The 24,052-nt window shown below is 39.5% G+C and carries 26 protein-coding genes; 1 reads left to right on the forward strand and 25 read right to left on the reverse strand.

Annotation, left to right across the window (positions count from 1 at the left end; genetic code table 11):
• Positions 1-12: 12 nt before the first annotated feature.
• The 7 genes from GH754_RS09235 to GH754_RS09265 form a co-directional block, all read right to left on the reverse strand.
• Complete coding sequence (locus tag GH754_RS09235) at positions 13-1,155, reverse strand: thiolase family protein (protein WP_153728440.1); 1,143 nt, start codon at positions 1,153-1,155, stop codon at positions 13-15.
• A gap of 25 nt (positions 1,156-1,180) precedes the next feature.
• Positions 1,181-2,023 carry an SDR family NAD(P)-dependent oxidoreductase gene (locus GH754_RS09240; RefSeq protein ID WP_323741941.1) on the reverse strand — a complete coding sequence of 281 codons (843 nt, stop codon included), beginning with the start codon at positions 2,021-2,023 and terminating at the stop codon, positions 1,181-1,183.
• A gap of 22 nt (positions 2,024-2,045) precedes the next feature.
• The gene (locus GH754_RS09245; RefSeq protein WP_323741942.1) at positions 2,046-2,840 is read right to left on the reverse strand and encodes an enoyl-CoA hydratase/isomerase family protein; all 795 of its coding nucleotides are present in this window, start codon (positions 2,838-2,840) and stop codon (positions 2,046-2,048) included.
• Positions 2,841-2,868: 28 nt separating this feature from the next.
• Entirely contained in the window at positions 2,869-4,077 is a 1,209-nt protein-coding gene (locus GH754_RS09250) for an acyl-CoA dehydrogenase family protein (protein ID WP_153728442.1), read from the reverse strand.
• Positions 4,074-5,207 (reverse strand): acyl-CoA dehydrogenase family protein, encoded by a 1,134-nt coding sequence (locus tag GH754_RS09255; protein ID WP_153728443.1) that lies wholly within the window; start codon positions 5,205-5,207, stop codon positions 4,074-4,076. Before GH754_RS09255 ends, GH754_RS09250 begins: the two co-directional genes overlap by 4 nt.
• Before the next feature lie 26 nt (positions 5,208-5,233).
• On the reverse strand, positions 5,234-5,581 hold the full coding sequence (locus tag GH754_RS09260) for an SCP2 sterol-binding domain-containing protein (RefSeq protein ID WP_153728444.1): 348 nt from the start codon (positions 5,579-5,581) through the stop codon (positions 5,234-5,236).
• 128 nt (positions 5,582-5,709) lie between these two features.
• Entirely contained in the window at positions 5,710-6,468 is a 759-nt protein-coding gene (locus tag GH754_RS09265; RefSeq protein WP_153728445.1) for an MBL fold metallo-hydrolase, read from the reverse strand.
• Positions 6,469-6,609: 141 nt separating this feature from the next.
• Here GH754_RS09265 and GH754_RS19430 point away from each other — a divergent pair, with 141 nt between their 5' ends.
• The gene (locus tag GH754_RS19430) at positions 6,610-6,753 is read left to right on the forward strand and encodes a hypothetical protein (protein ID WP_194841322.1); all 144 of its coding nucleotides are present in this window, start codon (positions 6,610-6,612) and stop codon (positions 6,751-6,753) included.
• Positions 6,754-6,805: 52 nt separating this feature from the next.
• On the opposite strand, the gene spo0A is transcribed toward GH754_RS19430, so the two are convergent.
• From spo0A to spoIIIAF, 18 genes are all read right to left on the reverse strand, one after another.
• Positions 6,806-7,627 (reverse strand): sporulation transcription factor Spo0A, encoded by an 822-nt coding sequence (gene spo0A / locus GH754_RS09270; protein ID WP_323741963.1) that lies wholly within the window; start codon positions 7,625-7,627, stop codon positions 6,806-6,808.
• Positions 7,628-7,845: 218 nt separating this feature from the next.
• Entirely contained in the window at positions 7,846-9,108 is a 1,263-nt protein-coding gene (spoIVB, locus tag GH754_RS09275; protein ID WP_153728594.1) for a SpoIVB peptidase, read from the reverse strand.
• A 205-nt stretch (positions 9,109-9,313) separates the two neighbouring features.
• Positions 9,314-11,035 (reverse strand): DNA repair protein RecN, encoded by a 1,722-nt coding sequence (gene recN / locus GH754_RS09280; protein WP_323741943.1) that lies wholly within the window; start codon positions 11,033-11,035, stop codon positions 9,314-9,316.
• Positions 11,036-11,066: 31 nt separating this feature from the next.
• Positions 11,067-11,516, reverse strand: coding sequence for a transcriptional regulator AhrC/ArgR (ahrC, locus tag GH754_RS09285; RefSeq protein WP_153728446.1), 450 nt, complete (start codon positions 11,514-11,516; stop codon positions 11,067-11,069).
• An 82-nt stretch (positions 11,517-11,598) separates the two neighbouring features.
• The gene (locus GH754_RS09290) at positions 11,599-12,420 is read right to left on the reverse strand and encodes a TlyA family RNA methyltransferase (RefSeq protein WP_153728447.1); all 822 of its coding nucleotides are present in this window, start codon (positions 12,418-12,420) and stop codon (positions 11,599-11,601) included.
• Positions 12,417-14,318 carry a 1-deoxy-D-xylulose-5-phosphate synthase gene (gene dxs / locus GH754_RS09295; protein WP_153728448.1) on the reverse strand — a complete coding sequence of 634 codons (1,902 nt, stop codon included), beginning with the start codon at positions 14,316-14,318 and terminating at the stop codon, positions 12,417-12,419. The genes GH754_RS09290 and dxs overlap by 4 nt, the downstream gene beginning before the upstream one ends.
• A 16-nt stretch (positions 14,319-14,334) precedes the next feature.
• Complete coding sequence (locus GH754_RS09300; RefSeq protein ID WP_153728449.1) at positions 14,335-14,937, reverse strand: hypothetical protein; 603 nt, start codon at positions 14,935-14,937, stop codon at positions 14,335-14,337.
• Positions 14,938-15,661: 724 nt separating this feature from the next.
• Positions 15,662-16,540 (reverse strand): polyprenyl synthetase family protein, encoded by an 879-nt coding sequence (locus GH754_RS09305; RefSeq protein WP_323741944.1) that lies wholly within the window; start codon positions 16,538-16,540, stop codon positions 15,662-15,664.
• 3 nt (positions 16,541-16,543) lie between these two features.
• Positions 16,544-16,780 (reverse strand): exodeoxyribonuclease VII small subunit, encoded by a 237-nt coding sequence (locus tag GH754_RS09310; RefSeq protein WP_153728450.1) that lies wholly within the window; start codon positions 16,778-16,780, stop codon positions 16,544-16,546.
• Positions 16,777-18,126 (reverse strand): exodeoxyribonuclease VII large subunit, encoded by a 1,350-nt coding sequence (gene xseA / locus GH754_RS09315; RefSeq protein WP_323741945.1) that lies wholly within the window; start codon positions 18,124-18,126, stop codon positions 16,777-16,779. Before xseA ends, GH754_RS09310 begins: the two co-directional genes overlap by 4 nt.
• Positions 18,127-18,139: 13 nt before the next feature.
• Positions 18,140-18,994: a bifunctional methylenetetrahydrofolate dehydrogenase/methenyltetrahydrofolate cyclohydrolase FolD gene (gene folD / locus GH754_RS09320; RefSeq protein WP_153728451.1), complete on the reverse strand. Its 855-nt coding sequence runs from the start codon at positions 18,992-18,994 to the stop codon at positions 18,140-18,142.
• Positions 18,995-19,009: 15 nt separating this feature from the next.
• Positions 19,010-19,393, reverse strand: coding sequence for a transcription antitermination factor NusB (gene nusB / locus GH754_RS09325; RefSeq protein WP_153728452.1), 384 nt, complete (start codon positions 19,391-19,393; stop codon positions 19,010-19,012).
• Positions 19,394-19,595: 202 nt separating this feature from the next.
• A complete protein-coding gene (locus tag GH754_RS09330; protein ID WP_153728453.1) occupies positions 19,596-19,994 on the reverse strand; it encodes an Asp23/Gls24 family envelope stress response protein in 399 nt (132 codons plus the stop codon).
• Between the two features lie 38 nt (positions 19,995-20,032).
• Positions 20,033-21,388, reverse strand: coding sequence for an acetyl-CoA carboxylase biotin carboxylase subunit (gene accC / locus GH754_RS09335; protein ID WP_153728454.1), 1,356 nt, complete (start codon positions 21,386-21,388; stop codon positions 20,033-20,035).
• A gap of 12 nt (positions 21,389-21,400) precedes the next feature.
• Complete coding sequence (gene accB, locus GH754_RS09340) at positions 21,401-21,907, reverse strand: acetyl-CoA carboxylase biotin carboxyl carrier protein (RefSeq protein WP_153728455.1); 507 nt, start codon at positions 21,905-21,907, stop codon at positions 21,401-21,403.
• 291 nt (positions 21,908-22,198) lie between these two features.
• Complete coding sequence (locus tag GH754_RS09345; RefSeq protein WP_323741946.1) at positions 22,199-22,792, reverse strand: SpoIIIAH-like family protein; 594 nt, start codon at positions 22,790-22,792, stop codon at positions 22,199-22,201.
• Between the two features lie 15 nt (positions 22,793-22,807).
• Entirely contained in the window at positions 22,808-23,437 is a 630-nt protein-coding gene (spoIIIAG, locus tag GH754_RS09350) for a stage III sporulation protein AG (protein ID WP_153728456.1), read from the reverse strand.
• On the reverse strand, positions 23,434-24,045 hold the full coding sequence (gene spoIIIAF, locus GH754_RS09355) for a stage III sporulation protein AF (RefSeq protein WP_153728457.1): 612 nt from the start codon (positions 24,043-24,045) through the stop codon (positions 23,434-23,436). The genes spoIIIAG and spoIIIAF overlap by 4 nt, the downstream gene beginning before the upstream one ends.
• Positions 24,046-24,052: the final 7 nt, after the last annotated feature.

A 24,052-nucleotide genomic window follows, 5' to 3' on the forward strand; every position in this document is an offset into this window, starting at 1 on the left:
TATTTATGTGCTTCACAAGCGCTCTATGACGGTTGCCGTCGCCATTCCGAAGCCAATACACATGACCTGCAAGCCATATTTCCCTCCTTCATCCTCCAAGGTATGAAGTAAGGTAGTTGCAATTCGAGCACCACTCGCTCCTAGTGGATGGCCCAATGCAATGGCGCCACCACGAGGGTTAACTCTATCAGGCAATGGTTGGATTTCCTTTTCCCAGGCCTTTACAACGGATGCAAAGGCTTCGTTAATCTCGATTACATCCATCTGATCAATGGTTAAATCAGCCTTTTTTAACGCCTTTTGGGTTGCAGGTATTACACCTGTTAACATCATTACTGGGTCCTCTCCCACAACAACTCTTGAGAGAATACGTGCTCTTGGTTTTAGTCCCAGTTCGGTTGCCTTTTCCTTCGACATCAAGAGGAGTCCCGCTGCACCATCACTAATTTGACTGGAGTTACCTGCTGTTACAATTCCATAATCAGGCTGAAAGGATGGCTGAAGACTTGCAAGCTTTTCCATCGAGGTGTTTCTTCGAATACCTTCATCTTGGGATAAGGTGGTTTCTCCCTCTGCTGTTTTCACCTTTAGAGGGAGTATTTCCCGTATAAATAAGCCTTTGTCAGTTGCCTGAGCCGCTCGCTTATGACTCTTTAGAGAAAACTCATCTAATTCTTCCCTACTCAGTTCCCACTGCTGTGCAATCATTTCTGCAGAGAATCCTTGTGGAATAATGTTGTATCGGTTGATTAAATCTTCGCTAAAGGCTCCTAAATCACTTCCCATCGGTACTCTAGACATATTCTCTACTCCACAGGCGATAGCCATATCAGCATCACCCGCTAAAATAGTTTGGGCAGCATTATGGATAGCTTGTTGGCTTGATCCACACATTCTATTTAACGAAAAGGAGGGGACTTCAACTGGAAAACCAGCAGCCAATACAGCCATTCTGCCAATATTTCCACCTTGTTCATCGGTCATGGTTACACATCCAGTCACAACATCCTCAATGTCAGCTGCATTGATTTGATTCCGGCTAACCAACTCCTTTAGAATCGGTGTAAGTAAATCAATGGGGTGTGTATCCTTAAAGGTCCCTTGCTTTCGTCCGGTTGCTGTTCGCAACGCATCTACAATCACAACCTCACGCATATTTAAAACCTCCTTTCATATCGACTTAAAAGGTAAACAGTTCAATTCCACCTGATACATTAAGTCCAACACCAGTGATGTACTTGGCTTTGTCTGAGACTAAAAAGGTAATCGCATTGGCAATATCCTCAGGCTCACCAGGGTGTTTGAATGCTGTACGACGGATCATTCGTTCATTCATATCTGGATTGCCCATTTTGAAGGCTTCCGTCCCTATAATTCCAGGTACAATTGCATTCACATTAATCCCATGCTTAGCACCCTCAAGCGCCATGCTTTTCGTAAAGCTTAATAAACCACCTTTTGTCGCCGAATAGCTAGCCTGACCAAAACCTCCTAGTGTTCCAGCAACAGATGACATGTTAATAATTTTTCCTCCCCCCTGCTCCTTCATATAAGGCCATACCGCTTTTGTACAGTTGTAAGCTCCTGTCAAATTGACGTGCAGGTCCCGCTCCCAAAATTCATCATTTTGATTTTCAATTTGGGAAACATGATCCAATGTTCCGGCATTATTTACAAGAATGTCAATCCTACCAAATTCTTCTATCACTCTTTCAAACACTTGGTTGATTTGTTCCTTGTCTGTCACATCCATCTTAACCGCAAAGGATTTTCTGCCCATCTCTTGAATTTCCTTTGCTGTTCGATCCGCATACATGACCTGCGTACTCTGCATCACCTGGGCAATGGGACCGTATTTTTCAGCTTCTTGTTCATTCGCTTCATCTGATTCGATTAAAATATCTGTAATCACAACATCTGCACCTGCTTCCGCTAGCGCGAGGGCATCAGCTCGCCCTAGTCCTCTGGAGGCTCCCGTTACGAGTGCTACTTTTCCTTTTAATAATTCGTTCCATGAAGACACACATATCCCTCCCCTAATTCATCTATTTAAGAAAATTTGGTTTCTCCTTTTGGAAAAAGGCCGCTAACCCAATGCTAGGTTCATCGGTTAAAAAGGTATCTGCAAAGGCTTTGGCTTCTGTCTTTAATCCCTCAGCTATTGGCTGTTCAGCAGCATTTATGGCACGCTTTGCCAGACCCATTGCATGGACAGCCCCCTCCGCAAGCTGTTCAGCAAAGGCTGTTACTTCGGGTTCTAATTGTTCTTCTGAAACAGCACGATTTACTAAACCAATGTCCTCCGCTTCCTTTGCCTCGAGCTGCTTTGCCGTAAAAATGAGCTCTGTAGCCTTGGATCTTCCCAACAGCTGAGTCATTCTTTGTGTACCTCCTGCCCCTGGGATAAGACCTAAAGTAAGCTCCGTTAACCCGATTCTCCCCTTGCTCATTAAACGAAAATCACACGCCATCGCCAGTTCACAGCCTCCACCTAAGGCATGACCGTTGATTGCGGCTATGACTGGTTTTGGCATTGTAGCAAAACGGTGAAAACACGCCTGCATCCTCGCACTTTGTTTTTCAATAATATTTTCCTCACCATTGGAATCAGAACTGCTATTTTGCATTGCTCCTTTTAGGTCGGCTCCAGCAAGAAAAATTTTGGGATGTCGGGAAGTAATGACAACAACTCGCACATTGGAATCATCCGTTAGCTCCTCGGCTGCTTGATCTAAATCCTGCATTAGCTCCTCCCCGATTGCGTTAACAGGTGGGTGATCAACCAGTATCCAAGTTACTCCTTTATCCCGATACTCAATTTCAATCGTTTGATATGACACATTACCCCCTCCTTTGCGAAAAATGTAATTAAACTCGAACCTCGTAGGCTGCATATTGACGTCTTGCTACAACCAAGTGTTGAATTTGGTTCGTGCCCTCAAAAATATCGAAAATCTTAACATCACGGAAAAGCTTTTCAACCAAATGCCCATCTAGCCCAATTGGACCTAGTAATTCCATACATTTCGAGCAGACATCTAGGGACATCTGACCTGCATACGCTTTACACATCGCCGCTTCCTTTGCATTAGGTAGACCAAAATCTGCCTTCCAAGCTGCTTCCCAGGTAAGAAGTCTTGCTGCTGCAATATTTTGCTCCACCTCTGCAAGCATTTCAGCTGCTAAAGCAGATGTTTCTCCACCCTTCGGATACTCTTGTCGGACTAAATCTAAGGTATATTCATAGGCAGCACGTGCAATACCAATAGCCATCGATGCGACAATTGGACGTGTACTATCAAAGGTTTTCATCGCTACCTGAAATCCTGATGGTTTGTTGCTACTTGCTTCATAAAGTTTTTCGCCACCTAGCAAATTTTCATCTGGTACGAAACAATCTTCAAACAACAGCTCAGCAGTTTCATTTGCTCTAAGTCCCATTTTCTTAACGAGCTTCGTGCAGCTAAACCCAGGTGTTCCCTTTTCCACTACAAAGGCACGTTGCCCTGCACGACCAAGGGTAGAATCCACAGTTGCAAAGGCCACAACCCAGGATGCACGACCTCCATTTGTTATAAAAATCTTTTGACCATTTAAAATATATCCCCCGTCAACCTTCGTAGCAGTTGTTTTCACCCCTGAAGCGTCAGAACCTGCTTCAGGCTCTGTTAAGGCATAGGCACCCCACCTTGGTTTTTCCTTTGTAAAAATGGATAGGAATCTTTCCTTTTGTTCAGGAGTCCCGCTACTTTGTACAGGTGGCCCACCAAGCCCGGCACCTGGAAGAGATAAAGTAATGGCAGGACAGCCCCATGCCATTTGTTCTGTAGCCAAAACCCCCATACGATTTCCTTCTCTTTCTTTTTTTGATTTACGGCTAGATTCTTCTCCTCCCCCTCCGCTAAATGAAGAGGTATTAAGATGAATCCCCATTTTATTGACTTTATCCAGCCATTCATCTGGGACCTTTCCTAATCGGTCGGCTTCCATTGCAATAGGACGTATTTCATTCGCGGCAAACCAATGGGTCATTTCTTTAATTTGCTTTTGTTGCTCGGATAGCTGAAACGATATCATGCCATCACTTCCTCTCTATTACCTGCGATGATTTGCTCCCCTCGTTTTTTCAAACACTGCCTTTCCCGTCCATATAAAGTAACTTGAGCCTGAGCATCTCGCATCCACTTTTCAACCGGAAACTCTTGAATATAACCATGACCACCCAGTAGTTGAACAGCTGAGTCTGTGACGTAACGCAAGGATTTATGAGCTCGATGTAAGGCACGTAAGCTTAATCCTTCCGCTTCTGGATGTTCCTGATCCGCTTGTAATGCTGCCTCCCACACCAAATGGTTAACAATTCTCGTTTCTATCGCCATCTTTGCAATGCGGAATGAAACGCCTTGAAACTTAGCGATTTCCTGACCAAATGCTTTTCTACTTGCTGTGTATTCAGTCGCGTAGTCCAAAGCAGCTTCCATTAGACCAACCTCTCGTGCCGCTTGTAAAATTCGTACCCTGGTACGGCCGTCCTGAATAATTTTTTCGGCAGTATTACCTTGAGCTAAAATAGCATCGGTAGATATCTTTACGTGATCAAATGTAAAACGAGCAATACCGGATGTTAGCAAACCAAGCCGATAATCTCCTTCTTCAACGTGCCAAGGGTGAACGGATGAATCCAACCAAAATAGGATGGGTTCTCCATTTGAATCCATAACTGCGATTAGAACATAATCAGCTTGGGCCGCCAATTTAACAGGTTGAGACATGCCGTTCAGAATGTAGTGGTTCATTTCTTTTTTGACCTCTATGTTCGTTCCCCAATCCTCACTTAAATCAAGATAAGAAACAGTCTGAAGTTCATCCACTATATCTGTTTTGTACGTATCTAACCGTTGATTAAGAAAACGAATAAAGGAGGCAGCATCACCCGCTCCTGGTAAACCCTGAACAACGTCTAAATCACCATAGCAAAGACCTTGTAAAATTTGCACCTGAGAAATTAAGGGTAATTCCAAACCGTCCCAATCTTCAGACAACTCGAGTGATAAAAATCCCAATTCTTGTACTTCCTGGACGATTTCTTCATTTAATTTTTGATTCCGCTCACATATTCTTGCCTGTGGCCGAATTTTTTCCTTAGCTAAGTTTTTTGCGACTTCAACGAAGGCTAATTCTTCTTCAGTAGAACGAAATGAAATCATTTCTGCTCCCCCTTTTAAGACGTTTATTAAGATTTAGATGCCGCATTGTAGGATGATAAAATGTCTTGAAGCTTAAGGGCGAGCCCCATATTTCCTTTTATTTTTAATCTGCCGCTCATAAATGCCTGTGTTCCATTTAAATTCCCATCTACCATCTTTTTAAAGTCATCGGTCGACATTTTTAAGGTACAGTCTGATTTTTCAGCATCTCCTTCAGCAGCATAGCTCTCCTCCCCTTTAAGAACTAGCTGATACGTTGATGACTCTTCGCCTTCTAAGTCAAATTGATAAACAGCCTCAATCCCCTTTACACGTCCTGGATCTTCCTGTAATGCAGAATTAATCTCTTGAAAAATGCTTTTAACCGTAGTCATAATTCATTTCCTCCTCCTTTTGTTATCTCTCTTTCATCATAAAAGAAATTACAAAAGGACCATATACCGTATTATATAGGTTGTTTATGTTGCCACTTTCTTTCTTCCCCTACCTTTGTATGGTTTCATTACTGATAGCAGGAACGTACGAGGTGAAGACGAGAAAAAGAACCAAACGTCCATACTTCTATGCGTGCTTTTTTTGGAAAAAGCTTTTTTACAATCGCGCGATCACTGTAACCCAACTCGTGTAAGCGCAAAACCTCTATCCTCACTTTTTCTAAATAATTTAGCTTTCGACCAATCATTTCCTTTCCATTTTGAATAACTCCTCCATGTCCACAAAAGAGGGTATCAAAATCCAATGTTTTAATTTTCTTTAAAGATTCTATATAGGCTGATACCGATTCCTCTTTTAAAAATACTTTTGGATAAGGGGTGACATATAAATCTCCAGAAAACAACCACCCTTTATTCGGCTCTAATATTGAAACATGATCAGGTGTGTGGCCAGGGGTAGAAATAGGATGAAACCGATATTTAGGGGTTTTGATCACGTTTGGAAAAGGGTTGGCTTTAGTAGTCCATCCCGATTTTGCTCCGAAAACCTTATCTTCACTCTGAGTGGGGTAACTTGAATACATTTGTACATTTTTGTGTTTCATTAGCCATGGAGCTAATCCAATATGATCACTGTGGTGATGAGTAACTGCTACTTGCTCTATATCCCATTTGCGAAAAATAGGGCTCAATTTGTGTTTTTGCAGCCGTGGTCCTGAATCAATAAGTAGACCATCCACATAAAAGAGATTCACAAACATGAATTGAAAGATAGGGTGAACAGCTATATTTATCATTTCAATGTCTTTATACGTTTTTACTTTCATTCTTAGCACCTCAATAGAAATATTTCTTACTATTATTAAATAATGTACGTGCTACAAATACTATCCCTACATAAGTATTGAACCAGAAACAATATGTACAGTAAAATGAGTATAAAGAGCTATGAACGGAGCGTGATTAAGATGGGGTTGAAATCGACTATCTATAAATTCCTGCGAATATGGAATGATGTGGATGCCATTCGTAAGGGTAAAATTGGCAAACGAGTTGGAAGACGTGCTTCAGGGAAAATAACAGGTAAAGCAATAAGGAAATTATTTAAGTAATGAAAAACCTCTTACTATGTGACTAATGAGTAAGAGGTTTTTTTAATAGAATTTAGCTTACTTTATGTTCTAAACGCAATCGGTCTGCCACCATAGCGATAAATTCACTATTTGTCGGTTTGGCTTTAGACATATTAACAGTATAACCGAATAAAGACGAAATTGAATCAACATTCCCTCTGTTCCAAGCAACTTCAATGGCATGACGAATTGCCCGTTCAACGCGGGATGCAGTTGTGTTAAACTTTTTCGCAATATCTGGATATAGCACTTTTGTAATTGACCCTAAAAGTTCGATATCATTATATACCATAGAGATAGCAGTACGCAGATACATGTACCCCTTAATATGTGCTGGCACACCAATTTCATGAATAATATTTGTGATGCTAGCGTCTAAATCAATTTTCTTATTGCTCACTTGCGTAGAAGATGTCTGGGTAACGTTTACTTGATTATTCTTCACAACAGAAGGCAACCCAGCTACTTGCTTAACCTGTTCCTTCAAATGGTCTAAATCAAACGGCTTTAAAATAAAGTAGGATGCACCAAGGTCCACCGCTTTTTTTGTTACCTCTTCTTGTCCGAATGCCGTTAACATAATTACCTTAGGCATATTCTCCTTGTTTAATTCCTTCATTTTCGTTAGTACAGCAAGTCCATCAATATGTGGCATAATAATATCTAAAATTAAAACGTCTGGATCCTCTTTTTCAAGAAGCTCTAGACATTCTTTACCGTTATAAGCTGTTCCGATTACATCAATCTCAGCTTGATCACTGAAATAACCCTCTAATAATTGAACAAGCTCTCTGTTATCATCTGCTAAACAAACTTTAACCTTTTCCACAAATGTTCCTCCTCTTTCTAAAATTACTGACTTTTTCTCCCTAATTATATTCGACACAAGTATGATAATTCCTTTTTTTCAGGGAAAAACTTTTAAAAATATGTATTTATATTGATTATTCTTTGATTTTCTCATTATTTTACGTAATTTCAACAAAATTCGATTTCATTTGTCGAAAAATCTTTATTGTTTACTGTCACTCACTGTCTGATACTTTCTAATGGAAACAAAAAAGCGAGCAATTAGCTCGCTTTTTGTTGGCCATCTTTTTTATAAATGTCGATTCCAGCTTCCTGGAGCATCCACTCAATATGAACTCCATAGCCACTGGTACTGTCATTAACAAACACGTGAGTAACGGCACCTACTACTTTACCATCTTGAATGATTGGGCTTCCGCTCATCCCCTGGACGATACCGCCTGTTTTATCTAATAACTCCTCATCCGTGATATTAATAATCATCCCTTTTGTGGATGGATGTTTTTGAGGAACAGAACTTACAATTTCAACGTCAAATTCCTCAACCTTTTGACCTTCAAGAACCGTTAAAATTTTTGCAGGACCTTCCTTCACCTGATGTGATAATGCAATTGGCATTGGTTTATCCATAACTCCGTTGTCAATTTTCTTGTGAAGTTCACCGAAAATACCAAATGGACTGTTTCGTGTAATATTCCCAATACTTTGATCATCTACGGAAAACTCGGCATTTTTCTCACCAGGCATGCCATTAGAACCTTTATCAATGGATGTAACATTAGAACGAACGAGTTTTCCATCATGGATCTCAATCGGCTTTTTTGTATCCATATCTGATATGACATGTCCTAGAGCACCATATTTCTTTGTTCCGGGATGATAAAAAGTCATCGTTCCTATACCTGCAGCCGAATCCCTAATATATAAACCTAAACGATACTTTTTATCTTTTTCATCATATTGGGGATTCAAAGTTGTTGTAAACGTCTTCTCATTTCGTTTTACCTTTAATTTCAGCTCTTCACCTTCATCTTCTTTTACAATGGATGCTACCTCTTCTACTTTCTTTATTTCCTTCCCGTTAATTTCCAATAAAATATCTCCAACTTGAATACCTGATTCCTCTCCCGGTGAGACCTTACCATTAGGCGTCTCAATTAGATGATGTCCCACCACAAGTACACCAAGTGTGTGTAAACGAACACCAATGGATTGACCACCTGGAATAACCTTGAAATCATCTAATACTTCTACATCAACCTTTTTAACCGGCATACCAGCAAGCTCATAAATGACACTGCTGTTTCCTGCTTTTTTAGGGAATAACTGGTTAGAAAAAGCTTCAGTTGCTTCATTGCCACCTTTTACTGTTGTTTTGCTGTTGGCGAGGGTGGGTAAAGCGTAACTACCTTGATTTTCAAAAAGTGTTAAATCGGTAGGGATGGAATTATACTGCTTAACAGGAGATATAAATGGAACAGACAGGAACGAAACAAGGAGGATCAAGCCTATCATGATGCGCATGATTTCTCTCTTTTTCAACTTTGTCACTCTCCTCGCTTCTAACCCATACCAAAATGATACTGTAGTTATAATTTGACCCTAAGTGAAGTGTTTTAAACGCTGTAAAGAACAGAAATAAAAGAGAACATTTCCAGATTTACAAAATGTTTTGGGGAAGAGTAATTTTTTGTGGGGTATAGGAAAACAACTGCCTATAGACAGTTGTTTATTTAATTTCATTTGCTAACTGAAGCAATTCCTTGGCATGCTCCTTTGTTGTATCCGTTAATTCTGTGCCTGAGATCATACGACCAATCTCTGTAACTTTTTCATCCTCAGTTAGAGTAGAAACCTTTGTAATTGTCCGATCCTTTTCTACTTCCTTTTCAATATATAAATGCGTATCGGCCATTGAGGCAACTTGCGGTAGATGCGAAATACATAAGACTTGCGAGCTATTTGAAATGGAGTAAATCTTTTCAGCAATTGCTTGTGCTACACGCCCGCTAACTCCCGTATCTACTTCATCAAAAATCACGCTGGTTACGCCTTGGTGACTAGCAAAGTTTTTCTTTATGGCCAACATGATACGAGATAATTCTCCTCCAGATGCAATCTTATGAACCTCTTTTAATGGTTCACCGACATTTGTACTTATTAAAAATTGAACCTTGTCCATACCTGTTTCATTTAATTTCACATGCTTACCTTTCCATTCAGGGTCATGGTTCGTTCCTTCAACAATATTGAACTGAACATCAAAATCAGCCTTCTCCAAGTAAAGATCGGTAAGCTCCTGTAAAATGGCCATTTTCAAATGCTTTGCGGCCTTTTTCCTTAATTCATGGAGCTGTTCTGCAGCTAGCAAGACATCTTGGCCTTTTTGGTGTAATTCCTTTTCAAGCTTAGTAAGATGGACATCTTTATTTTCTAACTGTTCAATTTCCTCATCTATTTTAGCCGCATAATCCACCATTTCTGCGACCGACTGCCCATATTTTCGTTTCAATCGATTTAAGTCATTAAGACGTGCCTCAATTTCGTTTAATCTCTCCGGATCAAACTCCATTTCATCCAGCTTGTTCCTTAGCTCAAAGGAAAGTTCTTCTACGATGTAATACTGATTGGCTAACTCATCAGCACGCTTACCTAAACCATCATCATATTCCTTTATGTTTTCTAATGAGGACATGGCTAAAGCCAACCAATCAAGACCCTTTTGCTCTCCATAAAGTGCATAATAAGCATCTGTTACACTTTGATAAATTTTCTCATAATTTTGAAGCTGTTTTCTTTCTTCCTCCAATTTGACATCTTCGTCTAAAACAAGTTCAGCTTCTTCTAGCTCTTGTTGCTGAAACTTTAATAAATCTAGCCTTTGAGCAATTTTCTGTTCATTCTCACTAAGCTCACGATAGCGTTTTTGGAGCTGTTTGTATTCATTATAGATTTCCTTATATTCGTCCTTAGCATACATAATTTCATCTTTATTGTATAAATCCAATAGGGCTAAGTGTTTATCGGCATCCATTAATGATTGGGTTTCATGTTGGCTATGGATATCAATTAATGTTTGACCAAATTCTCTGAGAATACCTAGCGTCACGAGCTTTCCATTCACTCGACAAATACTTTTACCAGAAGAAGTAATGGTTCGATTTAAAATTAACATCCCTTCCTCATCGATCTCGATACCAAACTCCTTTGCCTTTGGATAGGCATGATGGTCGAGAGAATCAAGAAAAAACAAGCCCTCGATTTCTGCTTTCTTAGCACCGTGTCGAACAAATTCAACAGATCCTCTTCCACCTGCTAAAAGCTGAATAGCGTCAATTATAATCGACTTACCTGCACCTGTTTCCCCTGTTAAAACGGTTAACCCTTCTCTAAATTGAACTTTTATTTCATCAATTATGGCAAAATCCTTAATCGATAATTCTGCTAACACGTATTCCACCCCAAATTTTTTGTGGATTTAATTAAAGCATATCTAAAAAGCGATTTTCAATATCGTCTATACTGTCCTCTGTTCGGCAAATGATAAGACACGTATCATCTCCGCAAATGGTACCCATGATTTCATCCCAATCTAAATTGTCAATAAGTGCGCCAAGTGCATGTGCATTTCCTGGCAACGTTTTTAAGACAATAAAATGACCAGCTTTATCAATTTTAACGAAGGCATCCATCATTAGTCTTCTTAGCTTTTTTAAGGGATTAAAACGCTGATCGGCTGGTAAGCTGTATTTATACCTCCCATTTGCTGCAGGGACTTTAACTAAATGCAGCTCTTTAATGTCTCTTGATACCGTAGCTTGTGTGACATTGAGTCCTAAATTCTTTAGTCGTGTGACGAGCTCATCCTGAGTTTCGATATCATTCTCTGTAATAAGTTCTCGAATTTTAATATGACGTTGACCTTTATTCATGTCTTACCCTCTTTTCTTTGTAGGTCCATATAATGTAAAACGTTAAAAAGAGACTACATACGTCTGCAGTCTCTATGGTGTATTAATCCTTTTTATGCAACATCGTATGGGCTTCTCTCACTGTACCTTCGACATTAACTTGTTTATTGATGTGTCCATCCTGAGACTGATTCCAGATAAGATGAACAAGGAATTCGATATTTCCCTCTCCACCTGTGATCGGGGAGTACGTTAAATTTTCTACTAAATAGCCTTCTTCCTTACAAAAATCAATCATCTTTTGTAGGACTTCTTCGTGTATTTTAGGGTCTCGAACAATTCCCTTTTTACCAACCTGTTCTCTACCTGCTTCAAATTGGGGCTTGATGAGTGCGACTACATCACTTTCATCCTCTAAAAGCTTTTGCAACACAGGTAAAATAATTTTTAGTGAAATAAAGGAAACATCAATGGAAGCAAAATTAGGTTTCCCCTCTGTTAATTGGTCTTCCGTAACATATCTAAAGTTGGTCTTTTCCATGACAATCACACGACTGTCACTTCTTAGTTTCCAATCTAGCTGATTTTGCCCAACATCAATTGCATAGCTTTGCTCGGCTCCATTTTGTAAAGCGCAATCTGTAAACCCACCAGTTGATGCACCTATATCAATCATTTTTTTACCCTTTACAGAGACTTGAAATTCTTTTAAAGCCTTTTCTAATTTCAAACCTCCTCTACTTACATAGGGAATTGTTTTACCTTTGACTTCTATAGGTATTTCAGCATCTACCTTCATGCCAGGTTTGTCCAACCGTTCTTGCTCGGAAAAGACAAGCCCAGCCATTATGGTTCTTTTCGCTTTTTCCCTCGTTTCTAAAAGTCCACGTTCAACGAGTAATACATCCAGTCTAACTTTTTTCATCCTTGTTCAAGTCCTAACTTGTTTGGAATCATTTGTCTAAGCATTCGAATGATGTTGTCAGTTGTTAATCCAATTTCTTCCCATAACTCATTGACACTACCATGTTCTATAAATTGATCAGGAATTCCCATTCTTTTAATCATCGTTTGACCCAATAAGTTATTAGCTTCAGCAAATTCTAACACAGCACTTCCAAAGCCACCTTGTAAAACATGCTCTTCAACGGTCAAAATCGGTAGTCCTGATTCAAAAATTTCGGTTAGCATTTGTTCATCCAACGGTTTTAAAAACCTAGCATTGACGACTCGTACTGATAGCCCTTGCTGCTCTAGTTGTCTACGGGCAGTAAGTGCCATATCAATGGTTGTACCAAAGGTTAGAATGACAGCATCATGTCCGTCCTCTAATACCTCCCAAGAGCCAATCGGTAATGGACTTAAATCTTTATCGACTTCCATTCCCTTAGCGTTACCTCTTGGATAGCGAATTGCTATAGGCCCATCATCATAATCAATAGCTGTCTTCACCATATGTTGCCCTTCATTTTCGTCTTTTGGCATCATGAGAACCATGTTCGGTACATGCCGTAAAAATGCGATATCAAATACACCTTGATGGGTTTCTCCATCTGCTCCGACAAGTCCAGCTCGATCAATACCGAAGACTACGTTCAAATTTTGTCTACAAACATCATGAACCACTTGATCGTATCCACGCTGTAAAAATGTTGAATAAATAGATAGGAAAGGCTTCATTCCCTGAGTAGCAAGCCCCCCTGAAAGAGTTGTTGCATGTTGTTCAGCAATTCCTACATCATATAAACGATCAGGAAATTCCTTTTTAAAGTCCTCCAGTTTAGAACCTACTGTCATAGCTGGTGTAATCGCTACAACCTTTTCATTTTGGCGAGCAACCTTACTTAGTGCATCACTGATAACCTTACTCCATGCTGGTCCTGCTGGCTTCTTTTTCATCGATTCTCCTGACTCGATCTTATATGGACCTACACCGTGCCATGTACCAACAGTATCCTGCTCTGCAGGGTGATAGCCTTTCCCCTTCTTCGTAATTACATGAATAATCACAGGACCCTCTGTTTTCTTCGCATATCGAATATGTTCCAGTAAATCCTCAAAGCTATGACCATCAACAGGTCCATAATAGGTAAATCCTAGTTCTTCAAAGAACATGCCCGGTACAACAAATGATTTCATTCCATCCTTTATCCGCTCTGCTGTAGTTGCCAATTTACCTCCAACAGCTGGAATCTTCTTCAATAAATACTCCATCTCATCTTTAACCCAATGATATTTATTTGCACTACGGAGACGTCCTAATATGTTGTGCAAGGCTCCAACGTTTGGGGCAATAGACATTTCATTATCATTAAGTATCACTGTCATATTTTTCTTTTCGTGACCGATATGATTAAGGGCTTCTAAAGCCATTCCTCCTGTTAAAGCGCCATCCCCGATAATAGGAACTATGGAGTGATCCTCACCCTTTAAGTCTCGCGCAATTGCCATCCCCATTGCAGCTGACAATGATGTTGAGCTGTGACCTGTTTCCCAAATATCGTGCTCACTTTCCATTCGCTTCGGAAAACCACTTAAGCCTTGGTACTTCTTGAGCGTGTCGAATTGATTGGTTCGGCCAGTTAAGATTTTGTGAATGTAGGACTGATGACCAACATCCCAAATAAATTTATCCTTAGGACTCTCAAATTCTTTATGGAGTGCTAGCGTAAGCTCAACAACCCCAAGGTTAGGCCCTAAATGACCACCTGTTTTAGATAACTGATTGATCAAAAATTCTCTAATTTGTTTAGCTAAATCTTCTAGCTCTTCTGTTGTATATGATTTTAAAAACGATGGATCTTGTATTAGTTTTAGATCCATAAAGGATCACTCACCTTCACCTTGTATTTCTTTTTTTCTTCTTTTTTAAAGCTGGAAGCACTTTTATGTGTAAGTTTTTTTCTAGGAAAGCAGTTGCCCTTCCCGCAAATAAAATAATGGATGTTGACGCATGCACTCCAAAAAACTTTCCCATGGCTTTACCACCTACTGTTAAGGCGGCTACAACACTTGTGAAAATAATGGAAATAATAATTTGTTGGGTTGAGTCTTCAGTATAACCGAAACCAAGCACTAATTGAAGTACGACAGCTGCTGAAGCGGTACCGCTTACAATCCCCGCTATATCCCCGATCACATCATTACAGAAGCTTGCAAACCGCTCCCTGTTTCTCACTATGACAATGGCCTGCTTTGCCCCATATACCTTTTCAGAGGCCATTGAATGAAAGGGGACTTCATCTGCGGCAGTTGCTGCTATTCCAAACATATCAAAAACAACCCCAATAAGTACAATAGCAAGCACGATTAGGACACCAAAAATCCAGCCTACCCCCTGTAAAAGCATGGAAGATATAACTGAAAAAAGTGCCGCTAACACGAACGTGATAACGGCAATTCCTATACTAAATCGAAATGATTGCTTTAAATTTTGACTCATTTATATACCTCAATTATGAATAATTACATTATGTATAGAATAAAGGGATGGCCATTTAAAGGATAAAAATTGCAGCTTAGGTCCAGTAGGTTTTCCCAAATGAATACCGTGAGTTGCCTCATATCGGCGGTTCCCCTTTAAATTCATCTTAGCTCCGTCTCCGAAAGCTAGACTGGATTACCACTTAGTCTGCACTATAATCTCCCTTAAATGTCCATTAGAACAGTCTAGGAGTTTTCCTCGACAGTCTTTAACCGTTCCCTAGCCTCTTTTGCAGTCTTGATTTCAATTGGTGTTACGAGCGAACAAAATAGTGGCCACCTATTCCGTTGCTTTATACCAATATCCCCTCAACACCACTCAAGGCAGGCTACGCTGCGGATAGAGTTTCCCACTCCCTATCACACAGGTTCATACCCCATTCCGTAGCATGTTGAACTAACAACATTCCACAGTAATGGGCCTCCGCGGAAGTAGGGTCAACGCCCACATGCCTTTGTGGATCGCCCTACAACCTTAACTCCCAGCACCGACCCAAGGCTGGGCGCCTCAAGCCGACACAAGGAACTTCATCGATGTGCCCTTTGGCGGATTTTTAGGCCCGCCTTCAGGAACGGAGGACCGACTAGAATACTGCACCATCCCTTATCTAGTTACTATAATACCATATTTTTATACATATTCTCAATTACAATTATTCTCATTGACAAATTACTAGATACCTTTAAGCATCTCGATTACCCAGATAATCTACAAATTCATATAGGATACCTTCTCTAACATTCGCTGTCTTCAAAGCTTGATAAGCCTTTTCCATATACTCTTCTTTTTTGCGACGCGCCCCATCAAGTCCTAATATTTTCGGATATGTACTTTTCTCACTCTGCTCGTCACTTCCAACAGGTTTTCCAAGCTTTTCTTCGTTTCCAACTACATCTAAAATGTCATCCTGGATTTGAAAAATTAGACCTAAGTAAACCGCATATTCGTTGATCGCCTCTAGTTGTGGTGGTTTTGCACCTGCTAGATAAGCGCCTGCACGTATAGCAAAGCGAATTAATTGTCCTGTTTTCAGAAGATGAATTTGGCTCATATCCTCTAACGAAAGACTTTGCCGTTCAGCCTCTAAATCGAGCATTTGTCCTGCAACCATACCTTCAGGACCAGCTGCAGTCGATAATTCTTTAGTTAAGAAGACCTTCTCCTCAGCTTCTATATGTGGGGAGGAACTAATCACTTGAAAGGCTGCAGTTAACAGAGCATCCCCTGCCAATATGGCTGTAGCTTCATTAAATTGTTTATGATTAGTTAGCTTTCCCCGTCGATAATCATCGTCATCCATAGCTGGTAAGTCATCATGAATTAAAGAATAAGTATGAACCAACTCCAATGCTACAGCTGGCTCTACCACTCTATCATTTAGATCATCAAACGCTTCATACGCAGCCATCATTAAAATAGGTCTTAATCTTTTCCCACCAGCCTCAACAGAGTATAACATTGAATCTTTTAAGTTAAGTGGGGAGTGTAGAGAATGAATCGTCTTCATTAGTGAATCATTAATCCATAACTGCTTTCGTTTAACATATTCCTGAAATGTCACTGTTTAATCCTCCTGAACAGAAAACGGCTCAAATTCACCTTGTTCGTTCAAAATTTGTTCCATTTGCTTTTCTACTTTTGTCAACTTATCGTTACAAAACTTAGATAGCTTCATTCCCTCTTGGTAATACTCAATCGCTTTTTCTAAGGGAACATCACCTTCTTCAAGCTTTTCCACAATTTTTTCTAACTTAGAAATTGCATCCTCAAAGCTTTGCTCTTGCTTTACTTCTTCACTCATTTTGAATCCTCCTCTTCTATTCCCCAAACTTGACAATCGATGGTGCCATCCTTCAGTTTTACAAGCATTTTATCACCTGGATGTACCTGTTCGACTGTTTTGATGACGGTTTGATTGTGATCAAACGGAATCGCAAAACCTCTTTGCATAATTTCCAAAGGATTTAACAACGTTAATTTCTCAATTTGGCGTTGGAAAGTCGTTTGTTTTTGTTGAATCACCTGTGTCATTTGTTTGTTTAATTGATTGGTTAACCGTCCCACTTCAATTTTTGTTTCCTCTATTTTACGTTGAGGGTGGTGTTGGCTTAGCCTCTTATTGACATATATGCTTTGTTCTTGCTTTCTCTCGATGTATTGCTTCATGACACGTTGCAGTTGTTCCACTAAGCGATCTAAATCCTGTTCCTTTTGTCTTAATAGCTGTACTGGATAACGGAATGCATAGGATTGTCTTAGAGATTGTAGCTTTTCCTTATGGGCTTTCGCTTTTGTTTCAATCGCTTGTTGAATTCTTGCTTGCATAACGGATATACGGTCCATCACTTCATTCAAGGAAGGTACAGCTAGTTCTGCCGCACCAGTTGGAGTAGGAGCACGTAAATCGGCTACAAAATCACTAATAGTAAAATCTGTTTCATGTCCAACAGCTGAAATCACCGGAATGCTTGACTCTACAATCGCCCTTGCCACTTTTTCCTCGTTAAATCCCCAAAGCTCTTCTATGGAGCCCCCACCACGACCAATGATTAACACATCAAATTGCTTGAGTTCATTCGCTTTTCGAATAGCTTGTACAATTGAATCGGACGCGTAGTCACCCTGAACCAAAACAGGTAATAATGTTTTTTTAACAATAGGATAACGACGGTTAATAGTAGAAAAGATGTCCCGAATAGCTGCACCAGTTGGAGAGGTAATCACACCAATGTGATCAGGATAAGAAGGGATGCTTTTTTTGCGACTTGGATCAAATAATCCTTCTGCATCTAGCTTCTTTTTTAGTTGTTCATAGGCTAAGTAAAGAGAGCCAATTCCATCAGGCTGCATGTCATGAATATACAATTGATATTGACCATACGGTTCATAGACACCAATTTCACCTCTAATTAAGACACTCATTCCGTTTTCAGGTACAAATTTCACAAAACGGTTATAGCTTGCAAACATAACAGCCTGAATTCTGGATTGATTGTCCTTTAACGTCATATACATATGACCTCTTGAATGACGTTTAAAATTAGATATTTCTCCCCTTAAATAAACCTGCTTCAGATTCTGATCTGTTTCCATTTTACGTTTTATGTATTTCGTTAATGCCGATACCGTCAAGTAGCGATCCTTCACAACATATTCCCCTTTATGAACGAATTGTTTTCTCTGCCCCTTTAATGGTGTTTTGCAAAAGCATTGTGATGGTCATTGGTCCTACCCCTTTTGGGACAGGAGTAATGTAGGAGGCAATCTCTTTTATTTGATTAAAATGAACATCCCCAAAAACCTTTCCATTTTCTAAGTAAGTATTCCCAACGTCAATGACGACAGCACCATCCTTAACTCCATCACCTTCAATGAAATTGGGTTTGCCTACAGCTACAATCAAAATATCTGCTTGTTTAGTATGTTGATATAGATCCTTTGTTGCAGAATGACAATAAGTGACCGTCGCGTTTTCATTAAGAAATAACTGACCCACAGGTTTTCCAACAATGTTACTTCTTCCCACTACCACTACATGCTTTCCAGCAATGGTAATGCCTGTTTCCTTTACTAGCTGCAATATGCCTAAAGGGGTGCAGGGAACAAAGCATTCCTGATTTGTTAGTAACCGACCAATATTTGATGGATGAAACCCATCAACATCTTTATCAGGGGAGATCGTTTCAATGATCACTTTTTCATCAATCTGTTTAGGTAATGGTAACTGAACAAGGATTCCATGTATTGTTGGATCCTCATTTAATTCTACCACTTTTTGAACTAACTGTTCCTGTGTGGTTTCTTTAGACATTTCAATAACTCTGGATAAAATCCCAACCTTCTCGGATGCACGTTGTTTCATTCTTACGTAGGTTTTAGAAGCCGGGTTATCTCCCACTATAATGACAGCAAGGCCCGGGGTAATACCTTGATTATGTAGCCTCTTAACGTCCATCTTTATGTGCTCTCTAATCTTTTCAGCAATTTTGTTACCATAAATAATCTCTGCAGCCATTCCGAATCCTCCAAATCAGTCTGAAACAATCTTGGAAAGAACACCGTTAATAAATTTCCCGGAGTTCTCTTCACCATATTCCTTAGCGATTTCCACCGCTTCATTAATGGACACCTTCACCGGAATCACATCAATATGACGTATTTCAAATACAGCAATTCTTAATAGTGCCCTTTCAACAGAGGCAATTCGTTGTAAAGACCAGTTAACAAGGTGCTTTGATATCTCCTCGTCAATTTCCGTCTTGTTCTCCAATACACCGTAAACTAACTCAGCTGTGAACTCATGAACATTTTCTTCCTCAAAAGAAAACCCAATCGCCTCTTCTGGTGTTATATCATGACTATCCATCTGAAATAGGATTTGAAATGCCTTTATTCTAGCTTCTCTACGATTCATGTCATAGCTCCTTTATCTGCAGTAATACTTTTTGTAAAGATTACGATACCCTCACTCTTTTCTTTAATGAATGATAACATTTTAAAGAAAACATTGCTAGCGCCAAGGCGATAGGCGCGGATGATTACTCTTTTGAATTAATATTAAGTATTTTTTTACAATTAAACATGGCCATGGGGGCATCCCCATGGCCATGTACGTATTATGCTTCGTCTAAGTTGGTATCCTCTTCCTTATCAATTTGAACTCCAACTATATGAACATTAACTTCCTCAATTTCTAAAGCTGTCATGTTTTTAATAGCTTGACGAATATTGTCTTGAATTTGTTGAGCAACTTTAGGGATTGATACTCCATAATCTAAGACGGAGAAAGTATCAATTTTAATCCCTTTATCAGTGAGTTCAACTTTGATTCCTTTACCATGATTCTTTTTCCCAAATCGTTCTGTGACATTAGAAGCAAAGTTCCCACGCATTTGAGCAACACCAGAAACTTCATTCGCTGCAATTCCAGCTATAACCTCAATCACTTCAGGTGCAATTTCCACATTGCCCAATGACGTGTCTTCACTAACCTTAAGTAAATGGTTTTCTTGCAAGGTAGTCACTCCTTTCTGAATGCCCTTCTGATTCGTGCTTATTCATCTTCCATTATATTATATTTCTCTAAGAATTTGGTATTAAAGTCACCACTCTTAAATACAGGATGATTCATCATACGTTGATGGAATGGTACCGTTGAGTGGATTCCTTCAATAACAAACTCGCTTAACGCACGGTTCATACGTAGTACAGCTTCTTCTCTCGTTTTCCCATACGTTATAAGCTTTGCAATCATTGAATCGTAATATGGCGGAATCATCCAGCCAGAATAAGCCGCTGAATCAACACGAACCCCTAGGCCACCCGGTGGTAGGTACATATTTATTCTACCGGCAGATGGCATAAAGTTTTTCGTTGCATCTTCAGCATTTATTCTACATTCAATGGCCCATCCTGTAAAAGCAACGTCTTCCTGGGAAAATGATAGTTTCTCCCCGTTCGCTACTCGAATCTGCTCTTTAATTAAGTCGATTCCGGTTACCATTTCCGTAACAGGATGCTCCACTTGAATACGTGTATTCATTTCCATGAAATAGAAAGCGTTTTGACTTAAATCAAAAATAAACTCGATGGTTCCTGCCCCTTTATAGTCAACAGCTTTAGCAGCTTTTACAGCTGCTACACCCATTTGTTGACGAATCGCTTCTGTAATGGCTGGGGAAGGTGTTTCCTCAATCAATTTCTGCATCCGTCTTTGAACTGTACAGTCACGTTCTCCTAAATGCACCGTATTCCCAAACTCATCTGCAATTACCTGGATTTCCACATGGCGAAAGTCCTCAATAAACTTCTCTAAATAGACGCCAGGATTTCCAAAGGCTGTTTCAGCTTCATTTTGAGTCACACGGATTCCCTTTACCAAATCCTCTTCATTACGAGCAATTCGGATTCCTTTTCCGCCACCACCAGCTGTAGCTTTAATAATAACAGGATAACCGATTTCCTCGGCAACCTTGACTCCTTCTTCCTCATTTTCAATAATGCCTTCTGAGCCCGGCACGATTGGGACACCAGCTTCGCGCATCGTTTCTCTCGCTACATCTTTTGTTCCCATTTTTTGAATCGAATATGCACTAGGACCAACAAACGTAATATTACACTCGTCACAGATTTCAGCAAAATCGGCATTCTCTGCTAAAAATCCATATCCAGGGTGGATGGCATCCACCTCAGTTAATGTTGCTACACTCATAATATTCGTTACATTTAAGTAGCTATCCTTACTCGGTGCAGGTCCAATACAATAGGCTTCATCTGCTAATTGTACATGAAGTGATTCTCGGTCTGGCTCTGAATAGACAGCTACGGTTTCAATACCTAGCTCTTTGCAGGCACGTATAATACGTACTGCAATTTCTCCTCGATTTGCTATTAATAATTTTTTGATCATGAAGTCAACCCCTTATTTGCTCTTCACTCTAAACAATGGTTGTCCGTATTCAACGAGTTCGCCATCTTCAACAAGAATTTCAACAATCTCACCGTTAACCTCGGCTTCAATCTCATTAAAGAGTTTCATGGCCTCAACAATACAAACTACAGAATCGGCTTTTACATTGTCCCCCACTTGTACATATGGGTCTTTATCAGGAGCAGGTGAGCGATAGAACGTACCTACCATTGGTGATGTTATCTCTTTATCATAATCAGCACTTACACTCTTTTCTTCTTCACTTTTTTCTTCAGGTGTGGTTTTTGGTTGTGGCTTTTCCTCTTCATTTGCCACTTTCGGAGCAGGCTTTTCTTGAACAACTGCATCATTTCGTTCCACAACAGATTGAACAACTTGCCCTCCGCCTACTTGTTTTTTCAAATTTACTTTTGTTCCATCTGACTCATACTTAAATTCATCAATACTGGATTCGTCAATTAGCTTAATTAGCTCTCGAATTTCTTGAACCTTTAACATATGTGGCACCCCTTCTTCTTCTCATATAGAATTTATTGGTTGGCTACTAGTCCATGATATGTATGACGACTCTTAGCCAATGACCTCCTGAAAAATGAAGTAGCATTTTTCTTATTAACAGGTACTAATAACTCCTCTTAACATTCTATTATATGTTCCTATTAACATCAAGAAAACGATTACTATTCCATTCAACAAATCTAGCTCATACTCCTTCTTTTAATCATTTTAAATGGAGGACCACAAATAAAAAACCTTGTCGCAATGTGATACGACAAGGAAAGGATTGTTTTAAGAGTTGCTAGGTTGGAACTTTACATCTACTTCAATTTCACCGAATTCGTCTCTTACCATTTGCATGATGTGGTTGGCATCAGCACCAGATACCTCGTCCGCTTTCACGGTAACATGAACAACATCACCTTCAGATCTAACTAATACATCTGAATAATTCTTTTCAGATTGAATGACTTTTTCTAAGATAGATTCCTTTGACTTTGTTTCTTCAAGACGATTCAGCTCTTCCATAGCTTGATTCTTCTCTTCAGCAGATACGTTGCTAGCTTCTAAAATTTCATCTAACTGCTCTCTCTGTTGACTACGTTGATCTTGCATTTCCAAACGAATTTGTGTAAATAAATCATCTTCAGTAGAAGTTGCCGAAATAGGGTTTCCTTCAGCATCCACCTCTGTTGCCTCTCCACTACCTTCTGTTACATTAGTTTCAATTGTATCCTCACTACCAGCTTCAGTATTTTCTTCTTCATTTTGGTCACCAATTAATGCTACTTGATCACCACCTGGGGAAGTCATGTAATACACACTCAACACAATCAAAAGACTTAGCATTGTAAGTAACCATACCGTTTGTTTCTTTAACATCATAGAAAAATCTCCTCCTTAATTCTTTTTAGGCGCTACAGAAACTCTATGTGTCGGAACATCCAACACTCTTGAGACAGCCTCAATTACCATTTTTTTCGTTTGGGCATTTTCAATGCCGTTTCCAACGATTAAAACACCTCGTACTTCAGGTTTTTTCGTTTGGATTAATAAGGGTGACTCATCGTTTTGACTTCTCAGGATAACAGTTTGCTTATCCTCAGAAAATTCCTCAATTTGACGCTCACCGCCATTTGTGTCCGTTTCATCGGTTGTTTGTTCTGTTATGGTCGTATTTTTTTCATAGACCTTTAATGATGTGGCATCAAGATTTACCATAACGTCAACATTTGCTACTCCATTCATGTTTTCAAGCATTGCAGTTAGCTCTGTTTCATAGGATTTCTCCATTTCAGCTAGTACGTTGGCTTTCGTATCTGCATCTAAGCTCTTTCCCTGCCCCTCTTTTTTCGTCTGCATTTCGTTTGGTACGGTATAAGGGGTTGTCTCATTTTGATCATCTTGAAAAAGATTACTGACAAGTACTAGCAACAGTCCTATTAAACCTAGAATAATCACATATGAAAATTTAGTAGGCTTACCATTCTCATCTTTTTTTAGCCTTAATAGGGACCAAAAGTTTTTCATGTGTTATCCCCTCCTTCCCCTACGATCGTTATTTTGTCTTTGGTTATCTCCCAGAAGGAGGATAAATCATGTTTAATGTCTTCAACTGGTAGTTCATCTGAGGGTGGTTCTTCGTTAAGGTCGATGTTGACTTCTTCAATATTTTTTTCCCCTTGTTCATCTTCTCGTTGTAAATAAACTGAAACCCTTTCAATGTTTTCCCAACTAACCTCCTCTGCGTTGGTTGGAAAGTTAAATGTAATGTCTTCAATCGTTACTCCATATTGATTTATCAACTCCTCTTCAGCTTGATCTTTTAATTGGACAGCTATCTGATTTAATATATATGCACGTTGTGAGGCTTGTATTTCTATTTTCTGATTTTCTATATCATTTTCTAGTTGTGCCGACTCATTAGATGTACTTGGCAGTAGTTGGGACTGTAGGAATTGAGACGGATTTGTATTAAAAATATGAAATAGAGGCTGTAGAAAAATTAAGACTAAAATCATACCTACAGCAAACCTTATATACTTCTGCATGGATGACTGAGGTAGAATAAGATCGACAATCATGGCAATCAAAATAAAAATGATAATTTCTGTTACCCAATCCTGGATATAAGCCATCCTGCTC

This window comes from Salinibacillus xinjiangensis, assembly GCF_009649735.1.
GTDB lineage: Bacteria > Bacillota > Bacilli > Bacillales > Alkalibacillaceae > Salinibacillus > Salinibacillus xinjiangensis.

Coding starts and splice junctions, on each gene's coding strand:
- GH754_RS09265 (WP_153728445.1), bottom strand. CDS start 6,468: ATGAAAGTAAAAACGTATAAAGACATTGAAATGATAAATATAGCTGTT.
- GH754_RS09290 (WP_153728447.1), bottom strand. CDS start 12,420: ATGAAAAAAGTTAGACTGGATGTATTACTCGTTGAACGTGGACTTTTA.
- accB (WP_153728455.1), bottom strand. CDS start 21,907: ATGTTAAAGGTTCAAGAAATTCGAGAGCTAATTAAGCTAATTGACGAA.
- spoIVB (WP_153728594.1), bottom strand. CDS start 9,108: ATGCGCATCATGATAGGCTTGATCCTCCTTGTTTCGTTCCTGTCTGTT.
- accC (WP_153728454.1), bottom strand. CDS start 21,388: ATGATCAAAAAATTATTAATAGCAAATCGAGGAGAAATTGCAGTACGT.
- GH754_RS09300 (WP_153728449.1), bottom strand. CDS start 14,937: ATGAGTCAAAATTTAAAGCAATCATTTCGATTTAGTATAGGAATTGCC.
- GH754_RS09310 (WP_153728450.1), bottom strand. CDS start 16,780: ATGAGTGAAGAAGTAAAGCAAGAGCAAAGCTTTGAGGATGCAATTTCT.
- GH754_RS09260 (WP_153728444.1), bottom strand. CDS start 5,581: ATGACTACGGTTAAAAGCATTTTTCAAGAGATTAATTCTGCATTACAG.
- ahrC (WP_153728446.1), bottom strand. CDS start 11,516: ATGAATAAAGGTCAACGTCATATTAAAATTCGAGAACTTATTACAGAG.
- GH754_RS09255 (WP_153728443.1), bottom strand. CDS start 5,207: ATGATTTCATTTCGTTCTACTGAAGAAGAATTAGCCTTCGTTGAAGTC.
- spoIIIAF (WP_153728457.1), bottom strand. CDS start 24,045: ATGGCTTATATCCAGGATTGGGTAACAGAAATTATCATTTTTATTTTG.
- folD (WP_153728451.1), bottom strand. CDS start 18,994: ATGGCTGCAGAGATTATTTATGGTAACAAAATTGCTGAAAAGATTAGA.
- dxs (WP_153728448.1), bottom strand. CDS start 14,318: ATGGATCTAAAACTAATACAAGATCCATCGTTTTTAAAATCATATACA.
- GH754_RS09235 (WP_153728440.1), bottom strand. CDS start 1,155: ATGCGTGAGGTTGTGATTGTAGATGCGTTGCGAACAGCAACCGGACGA.
- nusB (WP_153728452.1), bottom strand. CDS start 19,393: ATGAATCGTAGAGAAGCTAGAATAAAGGCATTTCAAATCCTATTTCAG.
- GH754_RS09250 (WP_153728442.1), bottom strand. CDS start 4,077: ATGATATCGTTTCAGCTATCCGAGCAACAAAAGCAAATTAAAGAAATG.
- spoIIIAG (WP_153728456.1), bottom strand. CDS start 23,437: ATGAAAAACTTTTGGTCCCTATTAAGGCTAAAAAAAGATGAGAATGGT.
- GH754_RS19430 (WP_194841322.1), top strand. CDS start 6,610: ATGGGGTTGAAATCGACTATCTATAAATTCCTGCGAATATGGAATGAT.
- GH754_RS09345 (WP_323741946.1), bottom strand. CDS start 22,792: ATGATGTTAAAGAAACAAACGGTATGGTTACTTACAATGCTAAGTCTT.